The sequence below is a fragment of the Rhodococcus qingshengii JCM 15477 genome (genome assembly GCF_023221595.1).
Lineage (GTDB): Bacteria > Actinomycetota > Actinomycetes > Mycobacteriales > Mycobacteriaceae > Rhodococcus_F > Rhodococcus_F qingshengii.
In genome coordinates this window covers 323456-346520 of the sequence record NZ_CP096567.1, presented here as the reverse complement: position 1 = coordinate 346520, position 23065 = coordinate 323456, and the positions used below count along the sequence as shown (strand labels likewise).

Below are 23065 nucleotides of genomic sequence, written 5' to 3'. Positions count from 1 at the left end.
AACAATATTGGAGGAATCCATGACTACCCCCACCGAGCTGATCATGTGGGAGGGCAGCGTACGCACCCTGACCTACCGCGAACAACTCGAAGCAACAGCCGAAGCCGGATTCGATTCACTGGCACTGACACCCGCCGCATTCCTGACGGCAATCAACAGCGGCCTCGGCGCTACGGGCGTGAAGAAGGCAGCCGACGACAGAGGCATCGGACTGCACCTGGACACCGTTACAGGTTGGGCACCGATCCGCGTTCCCAGTGGTGCAGACGACGCGCTGGTCGCGCGTTTCGATTTCACCGTCGAGCAGTGCTTGGAACTGGTCGACGCACTCGACCTCCGCTCCCTGCTCGCCGTTGCGGTATTCGATCACGATACCGTGCCCACGGACACTCTGGTACGAGGTTTCGCCGACCTGTGCGATGCCGCGCTGACACGCGAAATCCCCGTCAACCTCGAGTTCATGCCGTTCTGGGGCGTTCCCGACCTGGCCGCAGCCTGGAACATCGTCGAGCGCGCACAAAAGCCCAACAGCGGCTTGATTGCTGGACACCTGGCATTTCGCGCACAGCGGGCAAGACCTAGCCCTCCTGGCTGGTATCGACGAAGACGTCACGGTCAATCTGCAACTCGCCGACGGCTTCCAGGCACCGGACGGTGCGGATCTCGTGGAGTTGACCTTGCACACCCGCGATCTCCCGGGTCAAGGAAGCCTCGACCTGGAGAGTGTGCTCGAGGTCGTCCAGAAACGTCGATCGGTCGGCACCGCTGGACCTGAAGTGTTCTCCGACCGTCTGGACACCGAATCGGCACAGAACGCCGGGCGACTTCTGGGTGCGTCTACTCGCCGCGCTCTGGGCATCGACGGCAACTGAACGGCTCGAAACTCCAACCAAACCCTGCGCACCACGCGCCGGACTCCTTCACCTGGAAAGCAGAGTGAACATGAAGCTGAACAACAAAGTTGCCGTCGTCACGGGAGGGGCTGGTGGCTTGGGAATCGAGATCTGCCGAGAACTGGCCCGCCAAGGCGCACACGTCGCGATACTCGACCGCCCCGATGTCATCGATGCCGCTTCGCAACTGAACGTGAGTGATGTCGACGGCTATCCAACTGGCCGTCGACATCACCGAGAACGCAACCGTCGAAGCGGCTTTCAGCGAGATCCAGAATCGACTGGGGTCGATCGACATCCTGGTGAACGCAGCCGGCATCACCGGTACCTCGCGCCCGACCCACGAAGCCACCGAGAAAGATTTCGACGACGTCTTCGCGGTCAACGTCAAAGGCACGTTCTTCTGCTCCAAATACGCCATCCAAAGCATGAAACGCCACAAAACGGGGGGCGCGATCGTCAATATCTCCTCCACCTACGGAGTTGCGGCGAATGCGGACATTCCGCTCTACCATGCAACGAAAGCAGCGGTCATCATGATGGCGAAGACCGACGCAGTCACCTATGCGTCCGATGGAATCCGCGCCAATGCAGTGGTTTTGGGAACGACACGAACGCCTATGTCACAGGCTGCGATGTCGATCAGTCCCGAAGGCGCCGCCTACCTGCAAAACCTGATCGACCTACACCCACTCAAGCGGCAGGCAGAACCGGAAGAGATCGCGAAGGCAGTGGCCTTCCTTGCCGGCCCCGACGCCGGTTACATCACCGCAGCAGCAATCCCTGTAGACGGCGGCTACACCGCAGTCTGATCGAGCCGGAAAGCAGCGATACATATCCAGAACCTGCAGGGCCGAGAGGCACCCCGGATAATCCTCTCGGCCCTGCCGTCGCGCATGGTGTCCTATCGAGCACAATCTCACCAGATCATCACGCACTGCGTGTGGCTGTACTACAGGTTCGCGTTGAGCTTGTGCGACGTCGCGGAACTGATGCTCGCCCGCGGCATCGTCGTCTCACACGAGACGATCCGCACGTGGTGCGCGAAGTTCGGGTCCGAATACGCCCGTAGCCTGCGCCGACGCGCTCCCGAACCTGACGACACCTGGTTTCCCGGCGAGGTGTTCGTCAAGATCGGCGGCATCCGGAAGTACCTGTGGCGGGCAGTCGATCAGGACGGCAACGTCCTCGACGTCCTGGTCCAGTCACGCCGCCACACAAGGCGGCGAAACGCTCCTTCGGCAAGCTGATGCGCAAGCAGGATCGGGTGTCGAGGGTGCTGGTGACCGACAAGCTTTCCAGTTGCGTTGTGGCGCATGGGGAGTTGATGCCATCGGCCCAACACCGGCGCTCGAAGTATGTCAACAACCGGGCTGAGAACTCGCACCAACCGACCAGGCAGCGAGAACGCGCAATGAAGTTCTTCCGCTCGCCCGTTGCGGCACAACGGTTCCTGGCGGTGTTCAGCGCGATCTCGCCGCACTTCCGACCCGGTCGGCACAAGCTCACCGCGAGCGATTACCGCTCCGAAATGACCGACCGATTCGCCACCATGACGTCACTGGCGTACCCGACGCCCGAAAACCGGTTTTCCACCAATAGTATCCGCCCCACCATACCCGAATACTGTTGAATCCCAATTGCATTAAGTCAAGTTGGCAGAGCCCTGTATGCCCCGCTACATCTTGTGTCTCATCGGATCATCCGTGGATCGACTCATGCACTCCGGATCCGGAAGAGCCGGTAAAGCTCTCCGGCTCGATCCAAAGCCAGAAGTGAGTTGTCGAGAATCTCCGGGGAACTATGGCAAGTCCGTCGATAACCGGAACGCGACGACGCCGTCAAGGTTCGCGGTTATCTGCTGCGCAGGCGAGTCGGGGCACTTGTACAGACGACTTAGAAAAATGACACGTGGATCACCAGGGGACGACGCCCTCATCGTCGAAGAAACCACCACGCGGCCCGCCATCGGGCAGCGTAGCGAGCCGGATCGCGATCGCAGCACCCTGCTCCGGCGTCCGCAACCCGGCGAAGCCCGTGAAATCAGTCGCCACGTAACCGGGACAGCTGGCGTTCACCATCACGTTCGTATCAGCGAATTGGCGGGCATACTGCGCAGTGATGCTGTTGAGCATTGTTTTCGACGCTGCATACGCAGCCATGATCGGGCCGGTCTGCAGCGTCAACGAGCCCATATTGCTCGACATATTGACGATGCGCGGAGACTCTGCGTGCCCGAGCAGCGGGAGCATCGCGTTGGTCACCCGAACAACCCCGAACACGTTTGTGTCGAGGACCATTCGAACGACGTCGAGGTCGAGCGTCGTCGGATCCTGCGCGCCGCCGTCGGTCCGGCCTGAAATACCCGCATTGTTGACGAGCACGTCGAGCCGCCCGCTCGTCTGCTCAATGGTCGCCGCCGCAGCAGCAACGCTGTCATCGGAGGTGACGTCGAGAGCGACCCCGAACGCGTCCACTCCCCCAGCACGCAGACTCTCGACGGCCCGCTCGCGTCTGGCATGGTCGCGAGCTCCTACCACGACCCTAAAACCCATCGCCCCGAGACCCTGAGCGATGGCGAAACCGATTCCCTTGTTCGCGCCGGTGACCAGCGCGGTCTTGTTGTTGTTCACTCGATCTATGCTCGGCCATCCGCGCACTCTCCGTCCAATACCGAATCAGCCCGCTGTGATACTCACCAGGTATCAGTCAGTAAGCTCTTTACGTGGACGATCTCGAGACCCGCGAGCTTCGATACTTCGTCGCCGTCGCGGAAGAATTGCACTTCGGACGCGCTGCCGATCGGCTCTCGATCTCCCAACCGCCGCTCTCGCGCGCGATCCGCCAACTCGAGCGACGGCTCGGCGTCCAACTCCTGGAGCGGGATCGTCGCGGCGTGGCACTCACCGACGCCGGCAGAGTACTCCTTCGCGAGGCCACAGTAACCCTCGATGCCCTCGCCGCCGCAGCGCGCCGGACCCGGCGTGCCGGAAATCCGAAGCGCCCGCTGGTACTCGTGACAAAAGCCGGAGCGTCCCACGAACTGCTAAGCCAGCTCCTCGACATGTTTGCGAGTGAACCCGATACGGCACCAATCGAAATCCTCCTGTGTGAGGTCGGCGAGCAGGCGGGGTTGCTCCGCGACGGACACGCCGACGTGGCGCTCATGCATCGCCCGTTCGACGACCTTGTCGGGTTCGACACCGAAAACCTCTGCGTCGAAGGACAAGTCGCGATCCTCCCCGCGCGACATCCGCTCGCATCGCGCGATCAACTCACGTTGGCCGATGTCCGCAACGTGCCGGACCTACCGATCGCTCGATGGCCCCGACTCGACGGGACGTACCCGGACGGACCCGGTCCGGAGGTACACACTCAGTCGAAACTCGCCCAGCTCGTAGCACTCGGCAAAACACTGCTTGTCATCCCTGCCTCCAGCCGCGCCTGGCAGTGGCCCGAACACGTCGCGGTGCCCGTCATCGACGCACCGAACGTCACCACGGTGATCGCCTGGCCGCCAAACAGTCGCTCCCAGGCGGTTGCCGCACTCGTCCGCTCAGCGGCCAAGCTCCACCACACCGAATCAGCAGCTCGATGACACTACTCGTGCCTCCGTCCCCTCTGTCCGTTCCCTGTTTCGTTGGCCCTGTCGATAACCACGCCGGCGCGTCCTGACCCGATCACTTGCATCAGCCTTGAACGGTGGACGGATGGCAATGTCGCCGATTTCGACATCGCGGGTCTGCTCAATCACAAACGCGATAGCCGCACAAACGCGATAGCCGGCGCAACAGCTTCCGGCGCGATCGCGAATTCGTTCATGCTCGGCTGGATCTGATCGCGAACCTGGGCGTCATCGATAGAGCTGGCCAGATCGGTACGATCAAATCCCGGCGACACCGACGTTGTCCGCAATACACCGTCCCGCGACTCCTGCCACAGTCCCTCCAATGGGGTGCGGGCGGCATTCTTGGTTCCGACATAGACCACCGGAGTCGGGATGATCTTCAGACCGGACGTCGACACCCGTGGTCACGAGGAAGATCGGACTACTCATGGCCGAGCGAGGGATCGAAGTGACGTACAAGCCTCGTCTGATCGTTCCGGGCTACCGCCACATCGATTTCGTCGAGGTCATCCAAAACTCGAGCTGGCCCGAATAGGTCAATCGAGGCAAGAAGAACCGGATACCACGGGAGCGACCTTTTCTCCGGTCAACCTTTGTGGATGGTCTTCGGCCGCTCCCTCACTCTCGCTCCTTACGCGTCGGTGAATTGTCCGCCTGCGGGCACGTGGCATCCATTTGTGCTCGGGACTTGAAAATTGGGGCCGGAGGGGAGGTCGCTGAGGACTCTCAATGATCAACTGGACTTTTGTCAGTACCTGGTTGCGCGAGCCCAGCTGGCCGGCGACGACGATGCAGTCCGGCGATTCACCGAGCGTTGAAAACTGGTGATCAAACAGATAGGCAGCATGAGAACCCACCTTCGCCTGGTGTTAGTGCAGGGAAAGGCCCGCCCTCCGGGGACGGCCGGTGGGCGGGCCGGGCGCGGCGGAATCCGCCCACACGAAATCGCCGCAACAAGCACTAGATGCCCACCGTCGAACTAATCCAAACCCGTTGCACGACAAAGCTCCTCAGCGCAGTGTTCTAGTCGGTATGCCGTAGCCGGGAGTTGAGGGTTCAGATAGGCGGCATTGCTTCACATTCAGATTGAATCGCACCGGCGAGTCCGGAGAACTCGGGGTACATCACTTACTGATTTGAGAACTCCGCGATTCGCGTAGTTCTGTGTTCACCGTAGTAGAACGCCTCAAGTTCGGCCGGTGGAACGTCTCCGCAGTGCCCGTAGAGGCGTCGGTGGTTGAACCTGAATCGCACCGGCGAGTCCGGAGACTTTGTTCGGTCGCAGCCAGAAGGGCGCTGTCAAGTTGTTAGGAGTGCAGCGTGCGAGACTCCCACCAACCGCACCAGCAACATGAACGCGCGATAAAAGGGTTCCGTACTGTCGGCTCAGCGCAACGGCTTCTGGCCGCTTTCAGTCGCACCTCCCCGCACTTCCGACCGCCCGCCACCGTATGGGCGCCGCCGATCACCGCAGTGAACTAGCCGACCGATTCCAGGTGTGGGATCAGATTACCGAGTTGGACTCGGTAGCCGGAGTAACGCTCCGCTGATGGCTAATCACCGACTGACTCGACCGTCCGAACACCGAAGTCGACGAGTACCTCACCACATGGGAACTGACGCCGCAGATCACACGGTTGGATATGTTGAGGCGGGCGGCTTACATAGGAAGCAGACAGGGATTTATACGCACTGAACAAACGGGGCATGTCGATCTCGGCAATCGCCCCCGACACACACCTGCAAGAACCGCAGGCCCACGGTGCCCGCGCCCGACCCATTCGAAAGACCCGTAAACTACCGCGCCCGCCTACTCGCTGTCCCCCGATCCGAGGATAGCTGTGGAACTACTGGAAACCTTCACCGCTGCCACGGCAATGTGCCACCTACGCGGATGTACAGATCGGAACCGGGAAACAGTAGCGGCCCGGCACCGACATCCTGCACGATCTCGGGTATCACTGTGTCGACGATCCGCCGCGACTCCATGACGTCGGACACTGAGTCGAATGCGCAGAGGGAGTGCAGCTGACTCCAGGTCGGCGGGAGCAACATGGAGGTGCCGTCACACCATGATTGAATCGCGTCCGTAGGCGACATCCATTCCGCAGCATCGGCTTCCGATGTCGCATCGTCTGCTATCTGCCCGGCTGGTAGGGCAGCAACGAAGAAGCGAGTGTCGTATCGACGCGGTTCCACTGACGGCGTGATCCAGTTCGACCAAGGTTTGAGCATCCCGCTGAGAACGATCAGCTTTTCTCGCCGGAGATAGTCCGAGAACGAAAGCTTGTGGCGTTCGAGCATCTCGCGACCCTCGATACCGCCTGGAGGTGTACTCACTGCACCGTCCGCGCTGGGCCCGGCGAGCAGTACACCGCATTCCTCGAATGTTTCGCGGACCGCAGCGAGGACCAACTGCCTGGACGTTGCGGAGTCTGTCCCCCACTGTCGCCCCCACCATTCGGGACTTGGACCGCTCCAACCGATGTCCGGAGAGCCGTCGGCACTGTCCACGCGCCCGCCCGGGAACACCGTCATTCCACCGGCGAACGCCATACCCTTTACACGGCGTTGCAGGAATACTTCGATGCCACTCGCACCGTCGCGTACAAGGATGACCGAGGCCGCGTCCTTAATCGGAGCGGCGGCTCCATCCAGGGATCTCGGGTTGGTCTTGATTTCACTATTCATCCGAGTCCATCTGTCTTTCCGATGATTTTCTTCATGATCTCCGTCGTACCGGCGAAGATGCGAGTCACTCGTGCATCTGCATAGAAACGCGAAATCGGGTACTCCTCCATGTATCCGTACCCTCCGAACAATTGCAGACACGAATCGACCACGCGGCCTTGGAGTTCGGTACACCACCACTTCGCCATGGCTGCCTGCTCGGAGGACAGTCGACCATCGATCAGGTCGACTGTGCAGCGGTCGACAAAAACCTGAGCGATTTCGATTTCCGTTCGCATTTCGGCGACGGTGAACGCAGAGTTCTGGAACGATCCGAGCTTCTGGCCGAAAGCCGTACGCTGCGTGAGGTATTCGATTGTCATGTCGAGCGCTGCCCGCGCAGCAGCCACTCCGTGGATGGCCGTGTTAAGTCGCTCCTGACCGAGATGGCGTGCCATCAGAGCAAAACCGTCACCTGCAGATCCGACAAGATTGGTTGCCGGAACGCGAACATCGGAGAAGAACAATTCGGCTGTGTCCTGGGAGTGCATCCCTAGTTTCTTGAGGTTCCTGCCGCGTCCGAACCCGGCCATTCCACGCTCGATCATCAACAACGAAAGACCTGCGTATCGCTCGGGGCCGGTACGCACTGCCGCGAGTACGAGATCTGCATTGATTCCGTTGGTGATAAAGATCTTCGAACCGTTGACAACGTAATCTTCGCCATCACGAACTGCGCGGGTAGTGATACCTGCGAGGTCGGACCCAGCTCCCGGTTCGGTCATCCCCACCGCGAGGATCGCCTCACCGCTCGCCACACCCGGCAACCACCGGTCCTTCTGCTCGCTAGTCGCGTGATCGAGAAGATACGGAAGGACAACATCGTTGTGCACGGTGATTCCCTGACCGATCCCGGTAAGTCCGAGCCTCGAACATTCCTCGTTCAGGACGACGCTGAAGCGATAATCGACCGGCCCCATTCCGGAATGCTCCTCGGCGATGCCGGGACCCAGAAACCCCGCTGCTCCTGCCTTGCGAAATATCTCCGCGGGTATGGATTGATCCCGTTCCCACTCTGCGTCGTGCGGGACTACTTCCCGCTCGAGGAACGACCTGAAACTTCGACGGAGGTCGTCGTGCTCGGTGTCGAACAAGTTCCGCTGGATAACCGTACGGGACTGGTTGGGCATCGTAGATGTCATAGATGGGGATGCCTTTCGGGATCTGGAGGGCTGCGACCGCGCTGCGGTGTCTGGCAGGTCAGGGTCGGAGTATCAATCTGATTGGGTCATCGATCTTCTCGTCGAGTCGGCGGATCGCGTCGGCGGCTTCCTCGAGCGGTAGAACGCCGCTGATCGAGCCCGACAGATCGAGGCGACCCCACGAGACAAGATCGATCAGTTCGGGGACGTCACTGTAGTCCTGACCGAAATGGCCGCGGACCGTGTGCTTGAAGACGCTGAAGTCCACGCTGTTCTCGATCGTGATCGGCCGGCCGCTCAGGCCCACCAGGACGATCCGACCACCGTATGCCAGGCTGGAGAGCGTCTGCTGCTGGGCGGCGGACACGCCTGCAAAGTCGAGAGCAAGGTCGAGCATTCGCCCCCGGGTTGCGTCTTTCAGCTGCGCTAAGAAGTCGGCAGCAGTAGGGTCTAGCGCCGCGTCGGCACCGAGCGCCAGCGCCCGATCACGGGCCACCAGCAGCGGGTCGACCGCAACAATGGGTGCAGCACCGACCAGTCGCAAAAGTTGGATGGCATGGGCACCGAGTCCGCCCACACCCCACACTCCGACCGACTCCCCCGCTCGCACTTGGCCTGTGGTGCGAATCGCGCTCCACGGAGTGGAGACGGCATCGGGGATGATCGCTGCCTCCTCGAAGGCGAGCCCGGTGGGGATCGCGACCAGCGTCGAGGCCGGGGTCACAACGTACTCTGCCCAGCCACCGTCGTAGTCGACGCCGAGTGTGCGCGGTCCGTCGGACCGCAAAACCAGTGGCTGCAACGCGACACGATCGCCAACGGTCCAGCCCGCGACGCCCTCGCCTATCCGGGCCACGGTACCGGCCACCTCGTGACCCAGCGTTACCTCACCTGTGCGGATGTGGCGAGGCTTGATCAGCCCCTGGGCGATATGGACATCCGAGAGACAGACGCCAGCTGCCTCCACCCGGACGAGAACCTCGTCGTGCCCAATTTCCGGGACGGGGACCGTCCTCAGCGCCAAAGTCCTGCTCTCGACGTCGAACCGCATCGCGCGCATCGAATCATCGATCTCGAGTTCAATAGTCTCCACCATGGCTCGACTTTCCCACGCCGGAGCGGCCCGTTCCGCAGCTCGTTCCGTGGGCCGGAACCTGGTGGGCCGTGGTTCTAGGGCGATGCGAGCAACGAGGGACTTGCGAGCTCTCCGGCGAGCAGCAGGAATTCTTGCACCGACGCGCGACTGGCAGCTGCCGCACGGTAGCGGGTGAGCTCGCGCTCGAGTCGCCCCGTCTCCGAGCCGTTGAAAATCAACATCTTGGTATCTGAGGAGATCGGCGAGGTGATTTCGGTGAAAACCCGCCGCCGATCGTCGGCGTAGCGGTCGAGAACGACCTCGTCGGCTTCGCCGCTGGCCATTGCGCCGAGCACCTCGGTTGCGGCCAGGACGTCGAAGAAGGAACCCACAAGTCCGAACCCGCTCGTGGGTGCAGTGACGTGCGCCGCGCCGCCGACCAGGAGGACTCGTCCTACTCGGAACGTGTCGGCGACCCGCTGATGCATCCGGTGGGCCACCCATGACTCGACGCGGGGATCGGCGCCGTCGGGCAGAACGTCTGCGAACACCGCCTGCATGCGTGCTTCGATCGACTCCTCCGGTAGCCGTTCGTTCTCGGCGTAGAGGTAGCTCCAGAGGCCTGTTCGGTCTATCTGGGCGATCAAGGCGCCTCGGTCGGGATCGATGTGGGTCGCTGCCTCTTTGATACCCATCGTCGAAAAGTCAAAGCGCAGGTTGACCGCGACGAAGCGTTCGGGCCAGGTCAGGCCAGGGAAGCCGAGGCCCAGCTGGCGACGCACAACGCTGCGCGTTCCGTCGGCTCCGACAACCCACCCCACGCGCCGAGTGATTTCGCCGTCGACTCCTGCGGCTACAACGGTGCAGCCGTCCTTGCCCTGGTCTAGGCTCACGATGCGCGTGTCCCACTCGATCGTCACGGCCGACGATGCCGCGAGGTGCGTCAGCAAGATATCGACGAACTGGCCCTGCTCCATATTGAGTGTGAAAGCATGCTCAACGTCGGCGGACAATGCAGACAGATCGAAGACGATTCTCTCGCCGGTGCGCAGGACGTTCAGCGACACCGCGTGCTGGACCACTCCGACTGCCATCATCTCGTCGAGGATCCCGAGATGGTCGAGCCCGGCCATCATCGACCAGTTGAAAACCAGTGTGCGGGTGACGGGCTGTCGTTCAGGTCCGGGCGCGAGGACAGTCACCTCAACACCGATCTGAGCCAGTCCGAGCGCTTGCAGCAGTCCCAGTGGGCCGCCGCCCACTATAAGCACACTATTCGTCGACATCGAACCAGAGTCGCACAACCTCATTGAGTTCGCCGCACCCGACCTACAACGCGTGGTATTGACATCGCGCGGCAACTGCGTCGGCGGGGGCGTCGAGCTGTGAAGCGTGACGGGGAACGTCAGTGTCGCCGATGCGGGTGATGCCAGGTAGTGCGAACCGGATCACGAATCACTGGTCACAGGCACTGTCGTGCACTGCGGACCCGACGCTGAACCCCAGCGCGCCCAGGTATCGATCGCCGCGTCGAGAGCAACCACTGAGGAGGGCGTGCCCTCGGCGATACGGCCGGCAGTGCGGGAGAAGCGGGGTGCCGACGCCGCCACGACGTCGGTACCCGTGCCAACGAGAACCCCACGAGCGGTGATGTGTGGGTGAGCCGACGCCTCACCGAAGGTCAGTACCGGCGTCACACACGCATCCGTGCCGTCGAATACATCTACCCAGTGATCACGATCGTGCTTCCGGAATACGGCAGCGAGCGTTGTGCAGAGCTCCGGCCACATCGAGCGGTCGTCCCGATCAGGGATTGACGATGCATCCAACCCGAGTCCCGCCATGACGAGAGCCCAGAATTGCGGTTCTACCGCGCCGACTGCCATGAAGCGACCGTCACTGCACTCGTACGTCCGGTAGAACGGAGCAGCGCCGTCGAGGACGTTCTGAGCACGACTGTCCTTCCACTGGCCGATCGCTCGGAGCTCGTGGATCGGCTGGACCAGTGCACTGATACCATCGATCATGGCTGCGTCAACGACTTGGCCGATTCCCGACGAGTGACGCTCGTGGAGCGCCGCGAGGATTCCCGTAACGAGGAACATCGAGCCGCCACCGTAGTCGCCCACTAAGTTCAGCGGGGGGAGTGGCGTCTCGGCGGGCCCGATCGCGTCGAGGGCCCCGGTCAGCGAAATGTAGTTTATGTCGTGCCCCGCAGTGTTCGCCAGCGGGCCGGACTGTCCCCATCCGGTCATCCGGGCGTACACGAGCCGCGGGTTGCTCGTCGTGAACTCGTCCGGTCCGAGACCGAGACGTTCAGCGACCCCTGGCCGGAACCCCTCGATGAGAACATCGGCCAAGGCGACCAAATTACGCACTCGCTCCACGTCCTCGCTGATCTTGAGGTCCGCGAGCACTGTGGTGCGTCCGCGCAGAACGTGCGACGTAGTGGTGTACTCCCCCTCAGGCCTCGAGGGCCTAACCACCCGTACGACGTCAGCGCCGAGGTCGGACAGCATCATGGCTGCATGGGGTCCCGGGCCGATCCCGGCCAGCTCGACAACCCGGAGCCCTCTGAGTGGTCCGTTCATATTCTGCCTTCCATAGATGATGTTTGGGGCGCTAGATGATGTTTGGGGCGCTCCACGTCAGCGCCGGTTGACCTGCTGGGTCATGGCTCTCAATTCGGTAGGGCACCGAAATCGGGCGCCGGCATGTGTCTGAGGAGATCGGGCAGGTCGGCAGACACGGAGTCTGCGAAGGCGGGGCTGCGTTTGTCGATGAAGGCAGAGATGCCTTCCACCGCGTCGCGGCTGACATCCCGCACGTTAAGGGCATGGGTCTCGATTTCGTGGGCCTCCATCGGGTGAGCGGCACCGAGCATCCGCCACATCATCTGCCGCGCAAGGGCCGCCGAGACCGGCGCCGTGTTGTCGCTGACCTCGCGAGCCAAGGCGTACGCCACGTCGACTACCTCGTCCGCCGGGTGCAGGCTCCGCACGAGCCCGCGCCGCAGCGCCTCATCGGCGTCGAAGACCCGTCCGGTCAGAACCCACCCCCCTCAAGTGCCGACTCATCGGGACAAGCCGCGGAAGAAACCACGACGAGCACGACTCCGGGACCAGGCCTCGCCTGTTGAAGACAAACCCGATCCTGGCGTGGTCCGCGCAGACCCGGATGTCAGCCGCGTGTGTCATCGTGATCCCGACGCCCACCGCGTGGCCATTGATAGCCGCAATGATCGGCTTGTCGAGGGCGTGCATCCGCAGTCCGTCCCGCCCGCCACCGTCTCGCCGAAACGGCAACTCCTCACCGTCCACGGTGAACTTGGTTCCGGCGGGCGCGAGATCGCTCGTGCGCCACCCTTCGAATGTCGCATCCGATTCCGACAGATCCATTCCCGCGCAGAACACACGACCGGCCCCTGTCAGGACCACGGCACGGACACCGTCGTCGGCGTCACACCGATCGAAGGCCGCGATGAGCTCGGCCACCATAGTGTCGGTGAAGGTGTTAAGTGCCTCCGGACGATCAAGAGTGATCGTCGCAATGTGCCCGGATGTCTCGAGTTTGACATCGCTCATGACGGCCCCTGCGCGCCCGAACAATGCACCGCGCCGCTCGTCACAGCCGGACGCGGTCGTGACTCTGTTCTGACGATGACGGCTGACGACATGAGAGATCCCTTTGCTACTTGACGATCGTTCAGGGACTCTATGTGCGCTACGGTCTAACGGCCAAGAGGGTGTTCCGAGGCTCAGAACATGACTGTAGTAGCCGACTACGCACCGAGTATTTCGATTCTCCGAATCGTCGCTACGAGATCCGCTGAATCGCCCTGTCGAAGAGCCGCAGCGTTATCGCGTGTAGGCGCAGCCCTGTCTCGACAGACGCCTGCCCGGCAAGAGAACGCGCATAGGTCCCCTCCAGGACGATGCCGAGCTTGAAGCACGCCAGCGCGACGTACCAGTCGATAGCGGAGACGTCTCGCGAAGACCGGTCGGCATAGCGCTGCACGATCTCCTGCTCTGTCGGCAACCCGCCGCCGGTGGCGTAGGCCGAACCAAGGAGGTCCTCGACGTCGTCCGGACCTGCCCATAGCGACAGCATCCATCCGAGGTCGAGCAGTGGGTCCCCGATTGTCGTCATCTCCCAATCGACGATGGCCGCGATCTCCGGCTCGTCGTGACGGAACATCACGTTCGATACGTGGAAGTCGCCGTGCATGATGCCGGGTGTCCAGGCTCGCGGACGGTGCCGTTCCAGCCATTCGGCCACGCGGGTGACATCGCCGATGTCGGGACCGGGGTAGCCCTCGAGTTGGGAGTAGGAATCGAGCTCGCTGAGCCAACGTGGCACCTGACGTTCGAGGAAGCCGTCGGGCCGCGCGTACCCCGAGAGCCCCACGGCCTTGTAGTCGACCTCACCGAGCGTCGCAAGCGCCTCGACCATGCTCAGACCCATCCGGTGACGCATCTCGGGCGAAGCGGCTTGACCTTGGGGCAAGCTCACGAGGGCGTTGTACCCGTCGATCGGCTCCATCAGGTAGAAGACCGCACCACCGAGAACCGACTCGTCCTCGCAGCTGGCGATCAGTCGAGCGTGCGGAACAGCGGTCTGTGCCAGACCGCCAAGCAGGGTGATCTCGCGGCCCATGATCCTGTTGCTGCCTGCTCGCAGGTGCTGGGGACCACGACGCAGGATGTAGCGTCGTCCTGCCCGAACGAACGACACCATGATGTTCTGTGTGCCCCCTGCAAGTGGCTCGACTTGCTCGAGCGAACCTCCGCCCAGGCCTGCACCGTCCATCCATGCAGCCACCGCTGTCGCGTCGATGTAGGCATCACCGGAGATCGTCATCATTTAGTCCTCGCATTCGTCAGGCGGCTCCCTGCAAACAAATTAATTCAAGTGAATCATAGATATGATCAAATGAAACACAAACTGTCGCAGTAGCAGTACACACAGGTACGCTTTGTCCATGACCGCAAGCACGACGAATCGCGAACCGACTCGCGACGCACACTCAGCGATAATCACAGCCGCCGAGCGGCTGTTTGCCGACCAAGGCATCGAAGGAGTCTCCCTGCGAGAGATCATGCGCGCGGCCGGCCAGCGCAACACCACCTCGTTGCAGTATCACTTCGGCGACCGCGACGGACTGCTCCGCGCCTTGGTCGAGAAGCACATCCAGTCCGTCTCCCTGCGCAGGGATGCGATTCTCGACCTGCTTGCGTCACGCGAAAAGACTTCGCTCCGTGACGCGTGCTCCGCACTCGTCCAGCCGCTCGTCGCCAAGCTCAATGATCCTGACGGTGGCCCGGAGTTCCTGCAGATCGCCGCCCAGCTGGTCAACCGGGACAACAAGGTGATCGATCCCAACGGACCGGCGGGCGCCATCATCTACGACCGCAGCGGCAGCCAGGACCGTTGGAGTCGCCTGGTCGAGCAGCTCATGCCACCCGGCACAGCGGGGAGCCCACTGCACCGCCGATTCGCGGCCATCCGCTTTGCGTACATCGAGATTGGACGGCGCGCCAACAACTCGCCCGAGGGCGACCACGCTTTGTTCTCGAGCCAACTCGTCGACCTGTCCGCGGCATTGCTCGGCGCCGAGATCTCTGACGAGACGCAACGACTGCTCGACGAGCGCTACCGACAGAAATCGAGCTGACACCCCCGCACGAATCACGCCGCGGGGTGGCCCATCTAGCGGAACACTGCCTGTAGCGAACGACCGCTAGAGATTTAGTGTCACCGCATGAGCCTGTCGACCCTCCTGTCCTCGCGCTACAGCTGTCGCGCCTTCCTGCCTGCACAGGTCGACGAAGAAACGCTCAACGAGCGCTTCACGCTCGCGCAGCGGACGCCCTCGTGGTGCAATACTCAGCCGTGGCAGGTGTATGTCACGAGTGGTGATGCGACGACGCAGCTTGCCGAAGCCCTCTCCGTCTATGCCACCTCCCAAGAGCCCGTCTCGTGCCTGCAGCTGCCAGTCGGCTACACGGGGGTCCGGGCCGACCGACGCCGGGAAGCGGGCTACGGCCTGTACTCGGCATTGGGCATCGAGCGTTCCGACCGCGAAGGCCGAGACGCGCAGATGGCACGCAACTTCGACTTCTTCGGGGCCCCCCACACTGCCGTCATCACGTCCGCAGCCGAGCTGGGCGTATACGGCGCCGTCGACTGCGGAGCCTACGTTTCGACGTTGCTCCTGGCTACGCAGGAGCTTGGCTTGGGCGCGGTCGCCCAGGGTGCCATCGCGTTCCACACCGACGTCGTTCGCTCCGAGCTGGGGATCCCCGAGGACCAGCACATCGTCTGCACCGTCTCGTTCGGCCACGCCGACACGACCCACCCGGTCAACGCGTTCCGCACAACACGGGCCGACGTGCACGAAGCAGTCCACCACGTAAATACCACGGGCGCGTCGCTATGAGAGCCTGGCACGTCGAGGCCTTCGGTGCCCCGACAGAGGTCATGCGTCTTGTCCAAGTCCCGGACCCCCAGCCCGGTGCGGGACAGGTCGCAGTACGGGTCGCGGCCTGCACCCTGGGTTTCCCCGACGTCCTGATGTGCCGCGCCGGCTACCAGCACAAGCCGACCCTCCCGTTCTCCCCCGGCGCAGACTTCTACGGAGAGATCGTCTCGATCGGTCCCGGCGTAGACCTGGTCGGCCGCGATCTCTCGGTCGGGTCGAAGGTCATCGCGATCGGCGCCGGACTGCACGGCGGACTCGCCGACATCGCGCTGGTCGACCTCGACCTGCTCTTCCCCGCACCAGTCGGCCTGGACGCCGCCGAGTCTGCCGCCCTCTTCAACGCGTATCTCACGGGCTGGCTAGCCCTCACCCACAGCGCGCGTATCCAGGCCGGCGAGGTTTTGCTGGTCCACGCTGCCGCCGGTGGCGTGGGCAGCGCCGCCGTCCAACTCGGCCTCGCAGCCGGCGCGACCGTCATCGGCGTCACGCGTGGCACTCGGAAGGCCGAGGCCGTGCGAAACCTCGGTGCACACCTGGTGATCGACAGGGAACAGGTTTCTGTCATCGACGCCGTCAAGGACGCCACCGGCGGCCGAGGCGCCGATGTCATCTACGACCCTGTGGGTGGTCCGTCCTGGTTCGAGTCGACCAAGTGCGTGTCCTTCGAGGGCAGGCTCCTCATCATCGGGTTTGCCGGCGGCGAGATCCTGTCCCAGCCGCTCAACCACCCGCTCGTCAAGAACTATTCGATCATCGGGATCAACTCCGGCCTCTACACGGTAAAACGGCCGGATGTCGTCGCCCGCGCCATCGCCGAGCTCTCGGCCCTCGCCACCGGCGGGGCGATCCGGCCTCTGATCGGCGAACGGATCCCTCTTGCCGATGCACCCCGTGCCCTACAAGACCTGGCCGACAGGGTCACAGTCGGCCGCTCTGTCGTCATGCTCGACGGGACCGTCGGGTGACCACCCCGGCCCTCCTTCACACACCACTGACCACACCAGGAGTAACCATGGAAGAGTTCAGAGACAAAGTTGTCGTCGTGACCGGCGGCAGCCGCGGCATGGGCAAAGAGATCGTGCTGGCCTTCGCTCAGCGCGGTGCCCACGTCGTCATCGCGAGCCGCAAGATCGAGCCATGCGAGACGCTCGCCGAGGACGTCCGCGTGAGGTTCGGGGTCCGTGCCCTCCCCGTTGCCTGCAATGTCAGTGACTGGGAGCAGTGCGACAGGCTCGTCGAAGCGGCCTACGCCGAGTTCGGCCGTGTCGATGTCTTGATCAACAACGCGGGCCTGTCCCCGCACTACCCGAGCCTGGTCGATGTCACCGAAGCCCTGTTCGATAAGACCATCGCCGTCAACCTACGGGGACCGTTCAGGCTGGCCGCGCTGATCGGCCACAAGATGGTGAAATCCGGCGGCGGGTCCATCGTCAACATCGGTTCCATCGAGGCCATCCGGCCATCGGAGAAAGCCCTCCCCTACGCCGCGGCCAAAGCCGGGTTGCACGTCCTCACCGAGGGTTTCGCCCAGGAGTATGCACCGTCCGTGCGCGTCAACACGATCCAGCCCGGACCGTTCCTGACCGACATCTCGGACAACTGGGCCGACGGCGCCCGCGAGGAACTCGAGGCCGTTGTTGCCCTCGGCCGCTGCGCCGAACCCTCCGAGATCGTCGGCGCTGTGCTGTTCTTCAGCGGGTCGGCGTCGTCGTACTCCACCGGGGCACTGCTCCGCGTCGACGGCGGATGGCGCTGAGATGGCGACCGAGGGGCGCAGTTGGCGCGCACACGCGTTCGGCGACCCACGTGCCGTCCTACGCTTGGAGGACGTCACGTGGGAACCGCCGACGCCGGACCGGTTGCTCGTCCGTGTCGCCGCGTGCGGTGTGGGCCTTCCGGACCTTCTGATGGTGCAGGGCACCTATCCGCTGACGCCGACACCGCCGGTCCAACCGGGCCAGGAGGTTGTCGGCATCGTCGTCGAGGCGGGCGCGAACGCCAACTTCAGGGTCGGTGACCGGGTCATGGGTCTGACCCCGTTTACCGAAGGACATGGTGGATTCGGAGACCATGCCTACATCCGCGCGTCCAAGGCGGTGCTCGCGCCGTCGACGCTGTCCGACGCCGAGGCTGCAGGCTTCATGATCGGATTCCGCACCGCTCACGCCGCGCTCATCAGCCGGCTGACGGTGCGCGCCGGGCAAACCATCGCTGTGCTTGGTGCCAGTGGCAGCTCGGGGCTCGCCGCCATCGCCCTCTCCAAAGCTCTCGGTGCGCGGGTGATTGCGGTGGGCAGCAGCATGGAGAAGCTGGCGTACTGCGCCAATGCCGGCGCTGACGACTGTATCGATCACCGTGTGTCGGATGTCGGTGACGAACTCCTCGCGCTGACGGGCGGTATCGGTGTGGACGTCCTGTTCGACCCGGTTGGCGGGGCCGTCGCTGCGCAGGCTGTCAAGGGCGTCCGAAGCCGGGGCTCCGTGGCCGTGATCGGCTTCGCGAGCGGCAGCTGGATCGATGCCGCCATGGGTGACGTCGTGCTACACAACCTCGCACTGGTCGGAGTCTTCGCCGGCAGCTTCTCCGCCGAGGAAGACGAAGCGATGAATCGGACATTGCTGGAGATGGCCGAGCAGGGACTCATCCGACCCGCCCTCGGGAGCTCGTACGCGTTCTCCGAAGTGTCCGATGTGCTCCATCGTCTTGACCAAGGCATGCCGCCCGGCAAGATCACGGTGCACTTCGACCGATCCTGACGAGCCCGTCCGACGTTTCATCACACGGAATTTCCGGTGTCCTCGGCGGCGAACGACCGGCACTGTGATGAGGTGCCCGGCCGACGGGTATCCGGGTTCGCAGGCACGACGGCGAACCGTCACAGTCACCGAGGAGTTCAAACATGTCACCTGCCCTGAACGAGTCCGTGGTCGTCGTCGCTGGAGGGGCACGCGGCATCGGCCGGGCCACCGCGCTGAGGCTCGCCGAGCGAGGCGCGAAAGTAGCGGTACTCGACGTCAACCTCAGCGCAGCAACCGAATTCGACGAGGACCTGACGGCAGCTTCCGTCGAGGACGAGCTGAAAAACCGGGCCGGCGACGGCCTCGGCGTGCAGGTCAACCTGACCGATCCTGAGGAGACCGAACGCGCGATCGCCACAGTCGTCGAGCGGTTCGGACACCTCAACCACCTCTTCATACCTGCTGGCGGGGCCATCACTCCCTACCCCGACAGCGCGGCGAGCCGGACCTCTCACGACGACTACAGCAAGCTCGTCGCCGTCAACATGACGACGGTCGTCAACTGCTGCCGCTCGGCGGTACCTCACCTCAAAGCTGCGGGCGGCGGATCGATCATCACAGTCTCGAGTGGCTCGGGCTTCAAGGTTGCAGCCGACGGCTATATCGCGGGCTACGCCATGAGCAAGGCCGCAGTGCTGCACTACTCGAAGTACCTCGCGGCCGAAGTCGGGAAAGACGGCATCCGGGTGAACTGCATCGCCCCGGGCGTCATCCGAACCTCACGTCTGATTGCCCAGTCAAAGGTCACCGGATTCGTCGCCAGCGACGAGGAGCTCTCCATGATTCCCCTTCAGAGACAAGGTGAGCCGTCGGATATCGCCGACGTAGTCGAGCTCCTGCTCAGCCCGCTGGCCGGTTTCCTGACCGGTCAGCTCATCGCCGTCGACGGTGGTGCATCGATCGTCTGACGGATGCAGAGATGCGTCATGGCGGGACCCTGAGTCGGGTCCCGCCATGACTATGCAAGCGCCGGTACCGTGATCAGCCGGCGAGACGACCCATCAGCGTCCGTCCGACAACAATGCGCTGAACCTGGCCCGAACCCTCGAAGATGTCCATGATCTTGACGTCCCGGTACCACTTCTCGAGCAGAAGCTCCTCGCTCGTACCCTCAGGTCCCAGCAGCTGCATGCACCGACGAATGACACGCTCGACGGTTTCGGGCGCATAGCCCTTACCGGCGGCCGAGATCGCCCGGTCTTCCTTACCCTGATCCACGAGGAACTGTGCCTTATACGACATCCGGCGTCCACGCTCGAGGGCGAAGTTCATCGCCTCGAGATCCTCCTCGACTGCGCGCCATCGCTGCGGAGAGAAGGCTGCTTTCTGGCCCCCGAGAATACCGGTCGTGACGTCGATCGCCGCCTGACCGAGCCCGATGCACATCGCCGACATGTTGGGGCGGTTGTTGGCCAGCGCGCCCAGCGCGCCGCCCTGCCCGCTGCGGCGCGGAGCCGCGGAACCGTCGGCGGTCCAGCCGAGTTGGTTCTCGACCGGGATGATGCAGTTGTCGAACAACAGTTCCGACGTGACCCAGCTTCGGATACCGAGCTTCTGCTCGTTTTCCTTCGCGATGATGAAGCCTGGTGCATCGGCTGGCACGACGAAAGCGTTGATGCCCTTGGCGCCGAGCGACTTGTCGACTGTCGCGAACACCACGATGTACTCCGCGGTGGCACCACCGCTGCAGAAGATCTTGGTGCCGTTCAGCACCCAGCTGTCGCCATCGCGGGTCGCCGTGGTCGAGACCTGCGAGGTGTCGGAGCCGAAGTGAGGCTCGGTCAGCGCGAAACCAGTCGGCGTGTTCTCCTCGATGGCGGGCGTGTACCACTTCTCGACCTGCTCAGGGGTACCCATCGACTCCACGACCAGGTGGGCAATGCCGCTACCGAGGGTCTGCTGGACCCAAATATCGCCATAGTTGATGTTCTCGTAGAAGACCAGGTTGCGCACCCAATAGCCCTCGTCGAACGTGGGGATCGGGTCGGGCTCGGCCAGGTCGCTCCGACCGAGCGATACCGGACTGGTGCCAATAATCTCGGCCCAGTTGTCCGGGACCTTGTGCTCCGTGTCGGCCTGCCGCGCGTACGGGCGGGCCTCGGACGCGGACCACTCGCGGACTGCGCGACCGTAATCGACGAGCGGCTTGCTGAGCTGGAAGCTGTAAGACATGTTCTTTCCCCTATTCAGAGCGCGGGCTCGAAGGACGAGCGCGTCGGGTCGAAGTCGAGTGCCGCGAGGGCGGCTGCGGACCGGTACCAGATCTCCACCGGGTGGTCCGTGATGAAGCCGTGACCGCCGAGCGTCTGCACGCTGTCGCGAGTCGCTTCGAGTGCGATCTCGGAGGCGTATGACACCGCACGTGCGACATCGACCTCACCCACACCAACGCCGAGGTCGAGGCGCTCTGCGACGTCGCTGATCTCAAGCCGCGCGGCGTCGAGCTGCATAACGGCCTCGGCGAGCGGGAACGAAATACCCTGGAAGGTGGCGATGGGCGTGCCGAATGCGATGCGCGTCGTCGCGTATGCCGCGGCGTACTCGATCGCACGCTGCGCGGTACCGACCTGTGCGGCGGCATTGAGGAGCCGGAGCTGCTGCACGGACGTCGTCAGCGCCACCGCGTCGGCATCGGTGCCACCAACGAGTGCGTCGGTCGTCGTCGTGACGTCGAACGTAATCGAACCTGAAGCAGCGGCATCGAGCGCGATACCTCGGGTCACGTCGTCGACCGTCACTCCGGCGTCACCGCTCGCCAGAACGACTGCTCGAAGACGCCCGTCCTGTGCGTCACGGCCCACGACAACTAGCGGATCGGCCGACGCAGCGAAAGCCACCCCGACCTTCCGGCCGGTGACCCTCACAGTGTCTCCGTCGATCGCGATGGTGGTCTCGAGCTCGGCCGGTCCTCGGCCGTGACCCTCATACAGGGCCACCGCGCCCCGTGCGTCGGGGCTCGATGCGAAAATGCGCAGGCCATCGGTCTGCGACGCCGTGCCGTGCCGAGCGATCAGACCACCGGCAGCTCCGCTCCACACAGCCGCCATCGCGATCCCGGCGTCACCGAACGCAAGGTTCTCGACCGCAAGCAACTGGGTGATCGTGTCGGGAACACCACCACCGCCGAACTCCTCCGGGATCGGGACGGTCAGTCCACTATCGAAGAGCTTGCTCCAGACATCCTTGGGTACGGACTGCTCTCGCTCCGCCTCACACGCAGCAGGCGACAAGATGTCGGTCGCGATGCTGCGCGCCAACTCCGCGACTGCCTCGTGGTCTTCATCGGGTAACAGGTTCATCTCAAGTCTCCTCAACTCGTCGGGCGCGGTGGGTCGCCGGGACGAACACGTACGTCGGCGAGCCTCGCTGCATATTTCGTGACCCCAGTCACGAGGACAACGGCGTGTTCCGCTCCCCGGAAGCAGCCCCCCGAAGCGTGGCCGAGACGCGGAGGCATCAGATCCAGTCCAACGTTCCGGAGGTCGGAAAACACTGTGCCGGTCGAGGTCGGGATGCACCTACTGTCAACGTCCATGTCCCTCGTCACGCTCGAACGCCGCGGGCCGATCGCGATCATCACTCTCGACCGGCCCGACATCCGCAATGCCTTCGACCACCCGATGGCGCAGGCACTCGGTGCCGCACTCGCTCAGGTCGAGGACGATCCTGAACTGCGAGTCGCGATCCTCACTGCGACCGTCACCGAGCCGCGACCGGTTTTCTGCGCCGGTCACGATCTACGGACGATCGAGGACGAGCGCGACGGCGGCGCTCGGGCCGAGACCTCGGCGGGTGGCTTCGCGGGCGTCACCCAGTTGACCCGCACCAAGCCGCTGATTGCCGCCGTCGATGGGCTCGCGACGTCCGGCGGGCTCGAGATCGTGCTGTCGTGCGACCTCGTTGTCGCGACACGACGCTCCTCCTTCGCACTGGCAGAGGTCCGTTGGGGCCTCGTCGCCGGTGCCGGCGGAATGTTCCGGCTCCCATGGGCGATCGGCCGGGCGACCGCGATGGACATGATCCTGACCGGACAGCCGATCGACGCGGAGCGCGCGTACGCCCTCGGGCTCGTGAGCACTCTGACGGACTCGGACGTCGTGTCCGCGGCGATCGAGCGCGCCGAGTTCATCGCCGCCCACCCGTCGACCGCAGTCGCCGCGAGCATGTTCGTCGCGGCGCAGGCCTTCGGTCAATCCACGGACGATCTCTGGGTGGCCAACGACACCGCAATCGGCATGATCATGCACTCCGATGACCTCACGGCCGGGCTCGCGTCGTTCGCAACCAACGGGGCATCGAGCCCTCAGGACCGCTGAGA

At 63.5% G+C, this 23065-nt stretch carries 20 protein-coding genes and 5 pseudogenes; 14 read left to right on the top strand and 11 right to left on the bottom strand.

The annotated features are described in order from the left end of the window. Positions 1–19: 19 nt before the first annotated feature. The 4 genes and pseudogenes from M0639_RS32725 (at position 20) to M0639_RS32715 (ending at position 2526) form a co-directional block, all read left to right on the top strand. Positions 20–775, top strand: a complete 756-nt coding sequence (locus M0639_RS32725; RefSeq protein WP_064233847.1) for a sugar phosphate isomerase/epimerase family protein — start codon at positions 20–22, stop codon at positions 773–775. A 167-nt stretch (positions 776–942) separates the two neighbouring features. After that, positions 943–1011: pseudogene (locus tag M0639_RS35300) on the top strand (hypothetical protein); the annotation flags it as partial. 82 nt (positions 1012–1093) lie between these two features. Continuing rightward, positions 1094–1705: an SDR family NAD(P)-dependent oxidoreductase gene (locus tag M0639_RS32720; protein ID WP_082893181.1), complete on the top strand. Its 612-nt coding sequence runs from the start codon at positions 1094–1096 to the stop codon at positions 1703–1705. 84 nt (positions 1706–1789) lie between these two features. Next, positions 1790–2526 (top strand): annotated as a pseudogene (locus tag M0639_RS32715) (IS6 family transposase). Positions 2527–2809: 283 nt separating this feature from the next. On the opposite strand, the gene M0639_RS32710 reads toward M0639_RS32715, so the two are convergent. Next, a complete protein-coding gene (locus M0639_RS32710) occupies positions 2810–3535 on the bottom strand; it encodes an SDR family oxidoreductase (protein ID WP_197486169.1) in 726 nt (241 codons plus the stop codon). A gap of 83 nt (positions 3536–3618) precedes the next feature. On the opposite strand from M0639_RS32710, the gene M0639_RS32705 reads away from it, so the two are divergent. Then, entirely contained in the window at positions 3619–4491 is an 873-nt protein-coding gene (locus M0639_RS32705; protein WP_064074434.1) for a LysR family transcriptional regulator, read from the top strand. 105 nt (positions 4492–4596) lie between these two features. On the opposite strand, the pseudogene M0639_RS32700 reads toward M0639_RS32705, so the two are convergent. Beyond that, positions 4597–4919 (bottom strand): annotated as a pseudogene (locus M0639_RS32700) (SDR family oxidoreductase); the annotation flags it as partial. 2 nt (positions 4920–4921) lie between these two features. Here M0639_RS32700 and M0639_RS35040 point away from each other — a divergent pair. Further along, entirely contained in the window at positions 4922–5056 is a 135-nt protein-coding gene (locus M0639_RS35040) for a hypothetical protein (protein ID WP_270923085.1), read from the top strand. 791 nt (positions 5057–5847) lie between these two features. Beyond that, positions 5848–6071, top strand: a pseudogene (locus M0639_RS35295) (IS6 family transposase); the annotation flags it as partial. Positions 6072–6381: 310 nt separating this feature from the next. Here the strand turns inward: M0639_RS35295 and M0639_RS32690 are convergent. The 7 genes and pseudogenes from M0639_RS32690 to M0639_RS32660 all read right to left on the bottom strand — a co-directional run bounded on the left by M0639_RS32690 (position 6382) and on the right by M0639_RS32660 (position 14328). Then, positions 6382–7212, bottom strand: coding sequence for an NUDIX hydrolase (locus tag M0639_RS32690; protein ID WP_058228089.1), 831 nt, complete (start codon positions 7210–7212; stop codon positions 6382–6384). Beyond that, positions 7209–8381 carry an acyl-CoA dehydrogenase family protein gene (locus M0639_RS32685; RefSeq protein ID WP_248671237.1) on the bottom strand — a complete coding sequence of 391 codons (1173 nt, stop codon included), beginning with the start codon at positions 8379–8381 and terminating at the stop codon, positions 7209–7211. The genes M0639_RS32690 and M0639_RS32685 overlap by 4 nt, the downstream gene beginning before the upstream one ends. 70 nt (positions 8382–8451) lie before the next feature. Continuing rightward, complete coding sequence (locus tag M0639_RS32680) at positions 8452–9489, bottom strand: zinc-binding dehydrogenase (protein ID WP_064074876.1); 1038 nt, start codon at positions 9487–9489, stop codon at positions 8452–8454. A 74-nt stretch (positions 9490–9563) separates the two neighbouring features. Then, complete coding sequence (locus M0639_RS32675) at positions 9564–10754, bottom strand: FAD-dependent oxidoreductase (RefSeq protein ID WP_064074875.1); 1191 nt, start codon at positions 10752–10754, stop codon at positions 9564–9566. A gap of 162 nt (positions 10755–10916) precedes the next feature. Continuing rightward, positions 10917–12059 carry a CaiB/BaiF CoA transferase family protein gene (locus M0639_RS32670; RefSeq protein ID WP_082893240.1) on the bottom strand — a complete coding sequence of 381 codons (1143 nt, stop codon included), beginning with the start codon at positions 12057–12059 and terminating at the stop codon, positions 10917–10919. 89 nt (positions 12060–12148) lie between these two features. Continuing rightward, a pseudogene (locus M0639_RS32665) lies at positions 12149–13052 on the bottom strand (enoyl-CoA hydratase-related protein). 232 nt (positions 13053–13284) lie between these two features. Continuing rightward, positions 13285–14328 (bottom strand): phosphotransferase family protein, encoded by a 1044-nt coding sequence (locus tag M0639_RS32660; protein WP_064074883.1) that lies wholly within the window; start codon positions 14326–14328, stop codon positions 13285–13287. A gap of 121 nt (positions 14329–14449) precedes the next feature. On the opposite strand from M0639_RS32660, the gene M0639_RS32655 reads away from it, so the two are divergent. From M0639_RS32655 to M0639_RS32630, 6 genes are all read left to right on the top strand, one after another. After that, a complete protein-coding gene (locus tag M0639_RS32655) occupies positions 14450–15142 on the top strand; it encodes a TetR/AcrR family transcriptional regulator (protein ID WP_054801403.1) in 693 nt (230 codons plus the stop codon). Between the two features lie 87 nt (positions 15143–15229). Then, positions 15230–15907 carry a nitroreductase gene (locus M0639_RS32650; RefSeq protein WP_064074873.1) on the top strand — a complete coding sequence of 226 codons (678 nt, stop codon included), beginning with the start codon at positions 15230–15232 and terminating at the stop codon, positions 15905–15907. Then, complete coding sequence (locus tag M0639_RS32645; protein ID WP_064074872.1) at positions 15904–16914, top strand: NADPH:quinone oxidoreductase family protein; 1011 nt, start codon at positions 15904–15906, stop codon at positions 16912–16914. Before M0639_RS32650 ends, M0639_RS32645 begins: the two co-directional genes overlap by 4 nt. A gap of 47 nt (positions 16915–16961) precedes the next feature. Then, positions 16962–17705 carry an SDR family NAD(P)-dependent oxidoreductase gene (locus tag M0639_RS32640; RefSeq protein ID WP_064074871.1) on the top strand — a complete coding sequence of 248 codons (744 nt, stop codon included), beginning with the start codon at positions 16962–16964 and terminating at the stop codon, positions 17703–17705. Between the two features lies 1 nt (position 17706). Further along, complete coding sequence (locus tag M0639_RS32635; RefSeq protein ID WP_064074870.1) at positions 17707–18705, top strand: NADPH:quinone oxidoreductase family protein; 999 nt, start codon at positions 17707–17709, stop codon at positions 18703–18705. Positions 18706–18848: 143 nt separating this feature from the next. Continuing rightward, positions 18849–19655 carry an SDR family NAD(P)-dependent oxidoreductase gene (locus tag M0639_RS32630; protein WP_064074869.1) on the top strand — a complete coding sequence of 269 codons (807 nt, stop codon included), beginning with the start codon at positions 18849–18851 and terminating at the stop codon, positions 19653–19655. 73 nt (positions 19656–19728) lie between these two features. Here the strand turns inward: M0639_RS32630 and M0639_RS32625 are convergent, their stop codons facing one another. Both M0639_RS32625 and M0639_RS32620 read right to left on the bottom strand, forming a co-directional pair. Beyond that, positions 19729–20919 (bottom strand): acyl-CoA dehydrogenase family protein, encoded by a 1191-nt coding sequence (locus tag M0639_RS32625; RefSeq protein WP_064074868.1) that lies wholly within the window; start codon positions 20917–20919, stop codon positions 19729–19731. A gap of 14 nt (positions 20920–20933) precedes the next feature. Beyond that, positions 20934–22046 (bottom strand): acyl-CoA dehydrogenase family protein, encoded by a 1113-nt coding sequence (locus tag M0639_RS32620; RefSeq protein ID WP_064074867.1) that lies wholly within the window; start codon positions 22044–22046, stop codon positions 20934–20936. 234 nt (positions 22047–22280) lie between these two features. Here M0639_RS32620 and M0639_RS32615 point away from each other — a divergent pair, with 234 nt between their 5' ends. Continuing rightward, entirely contained in the window at positions 22281–23063 is a 783-nt protein-coding gene (locus tag M0639_RS32615) for an enoyl-CoA hydratase/isomerase family protein (RefSeq protein WP_064074866.1), read from the top strand. Positions 23064–23065: the final 2 nt, after the last annotated feature.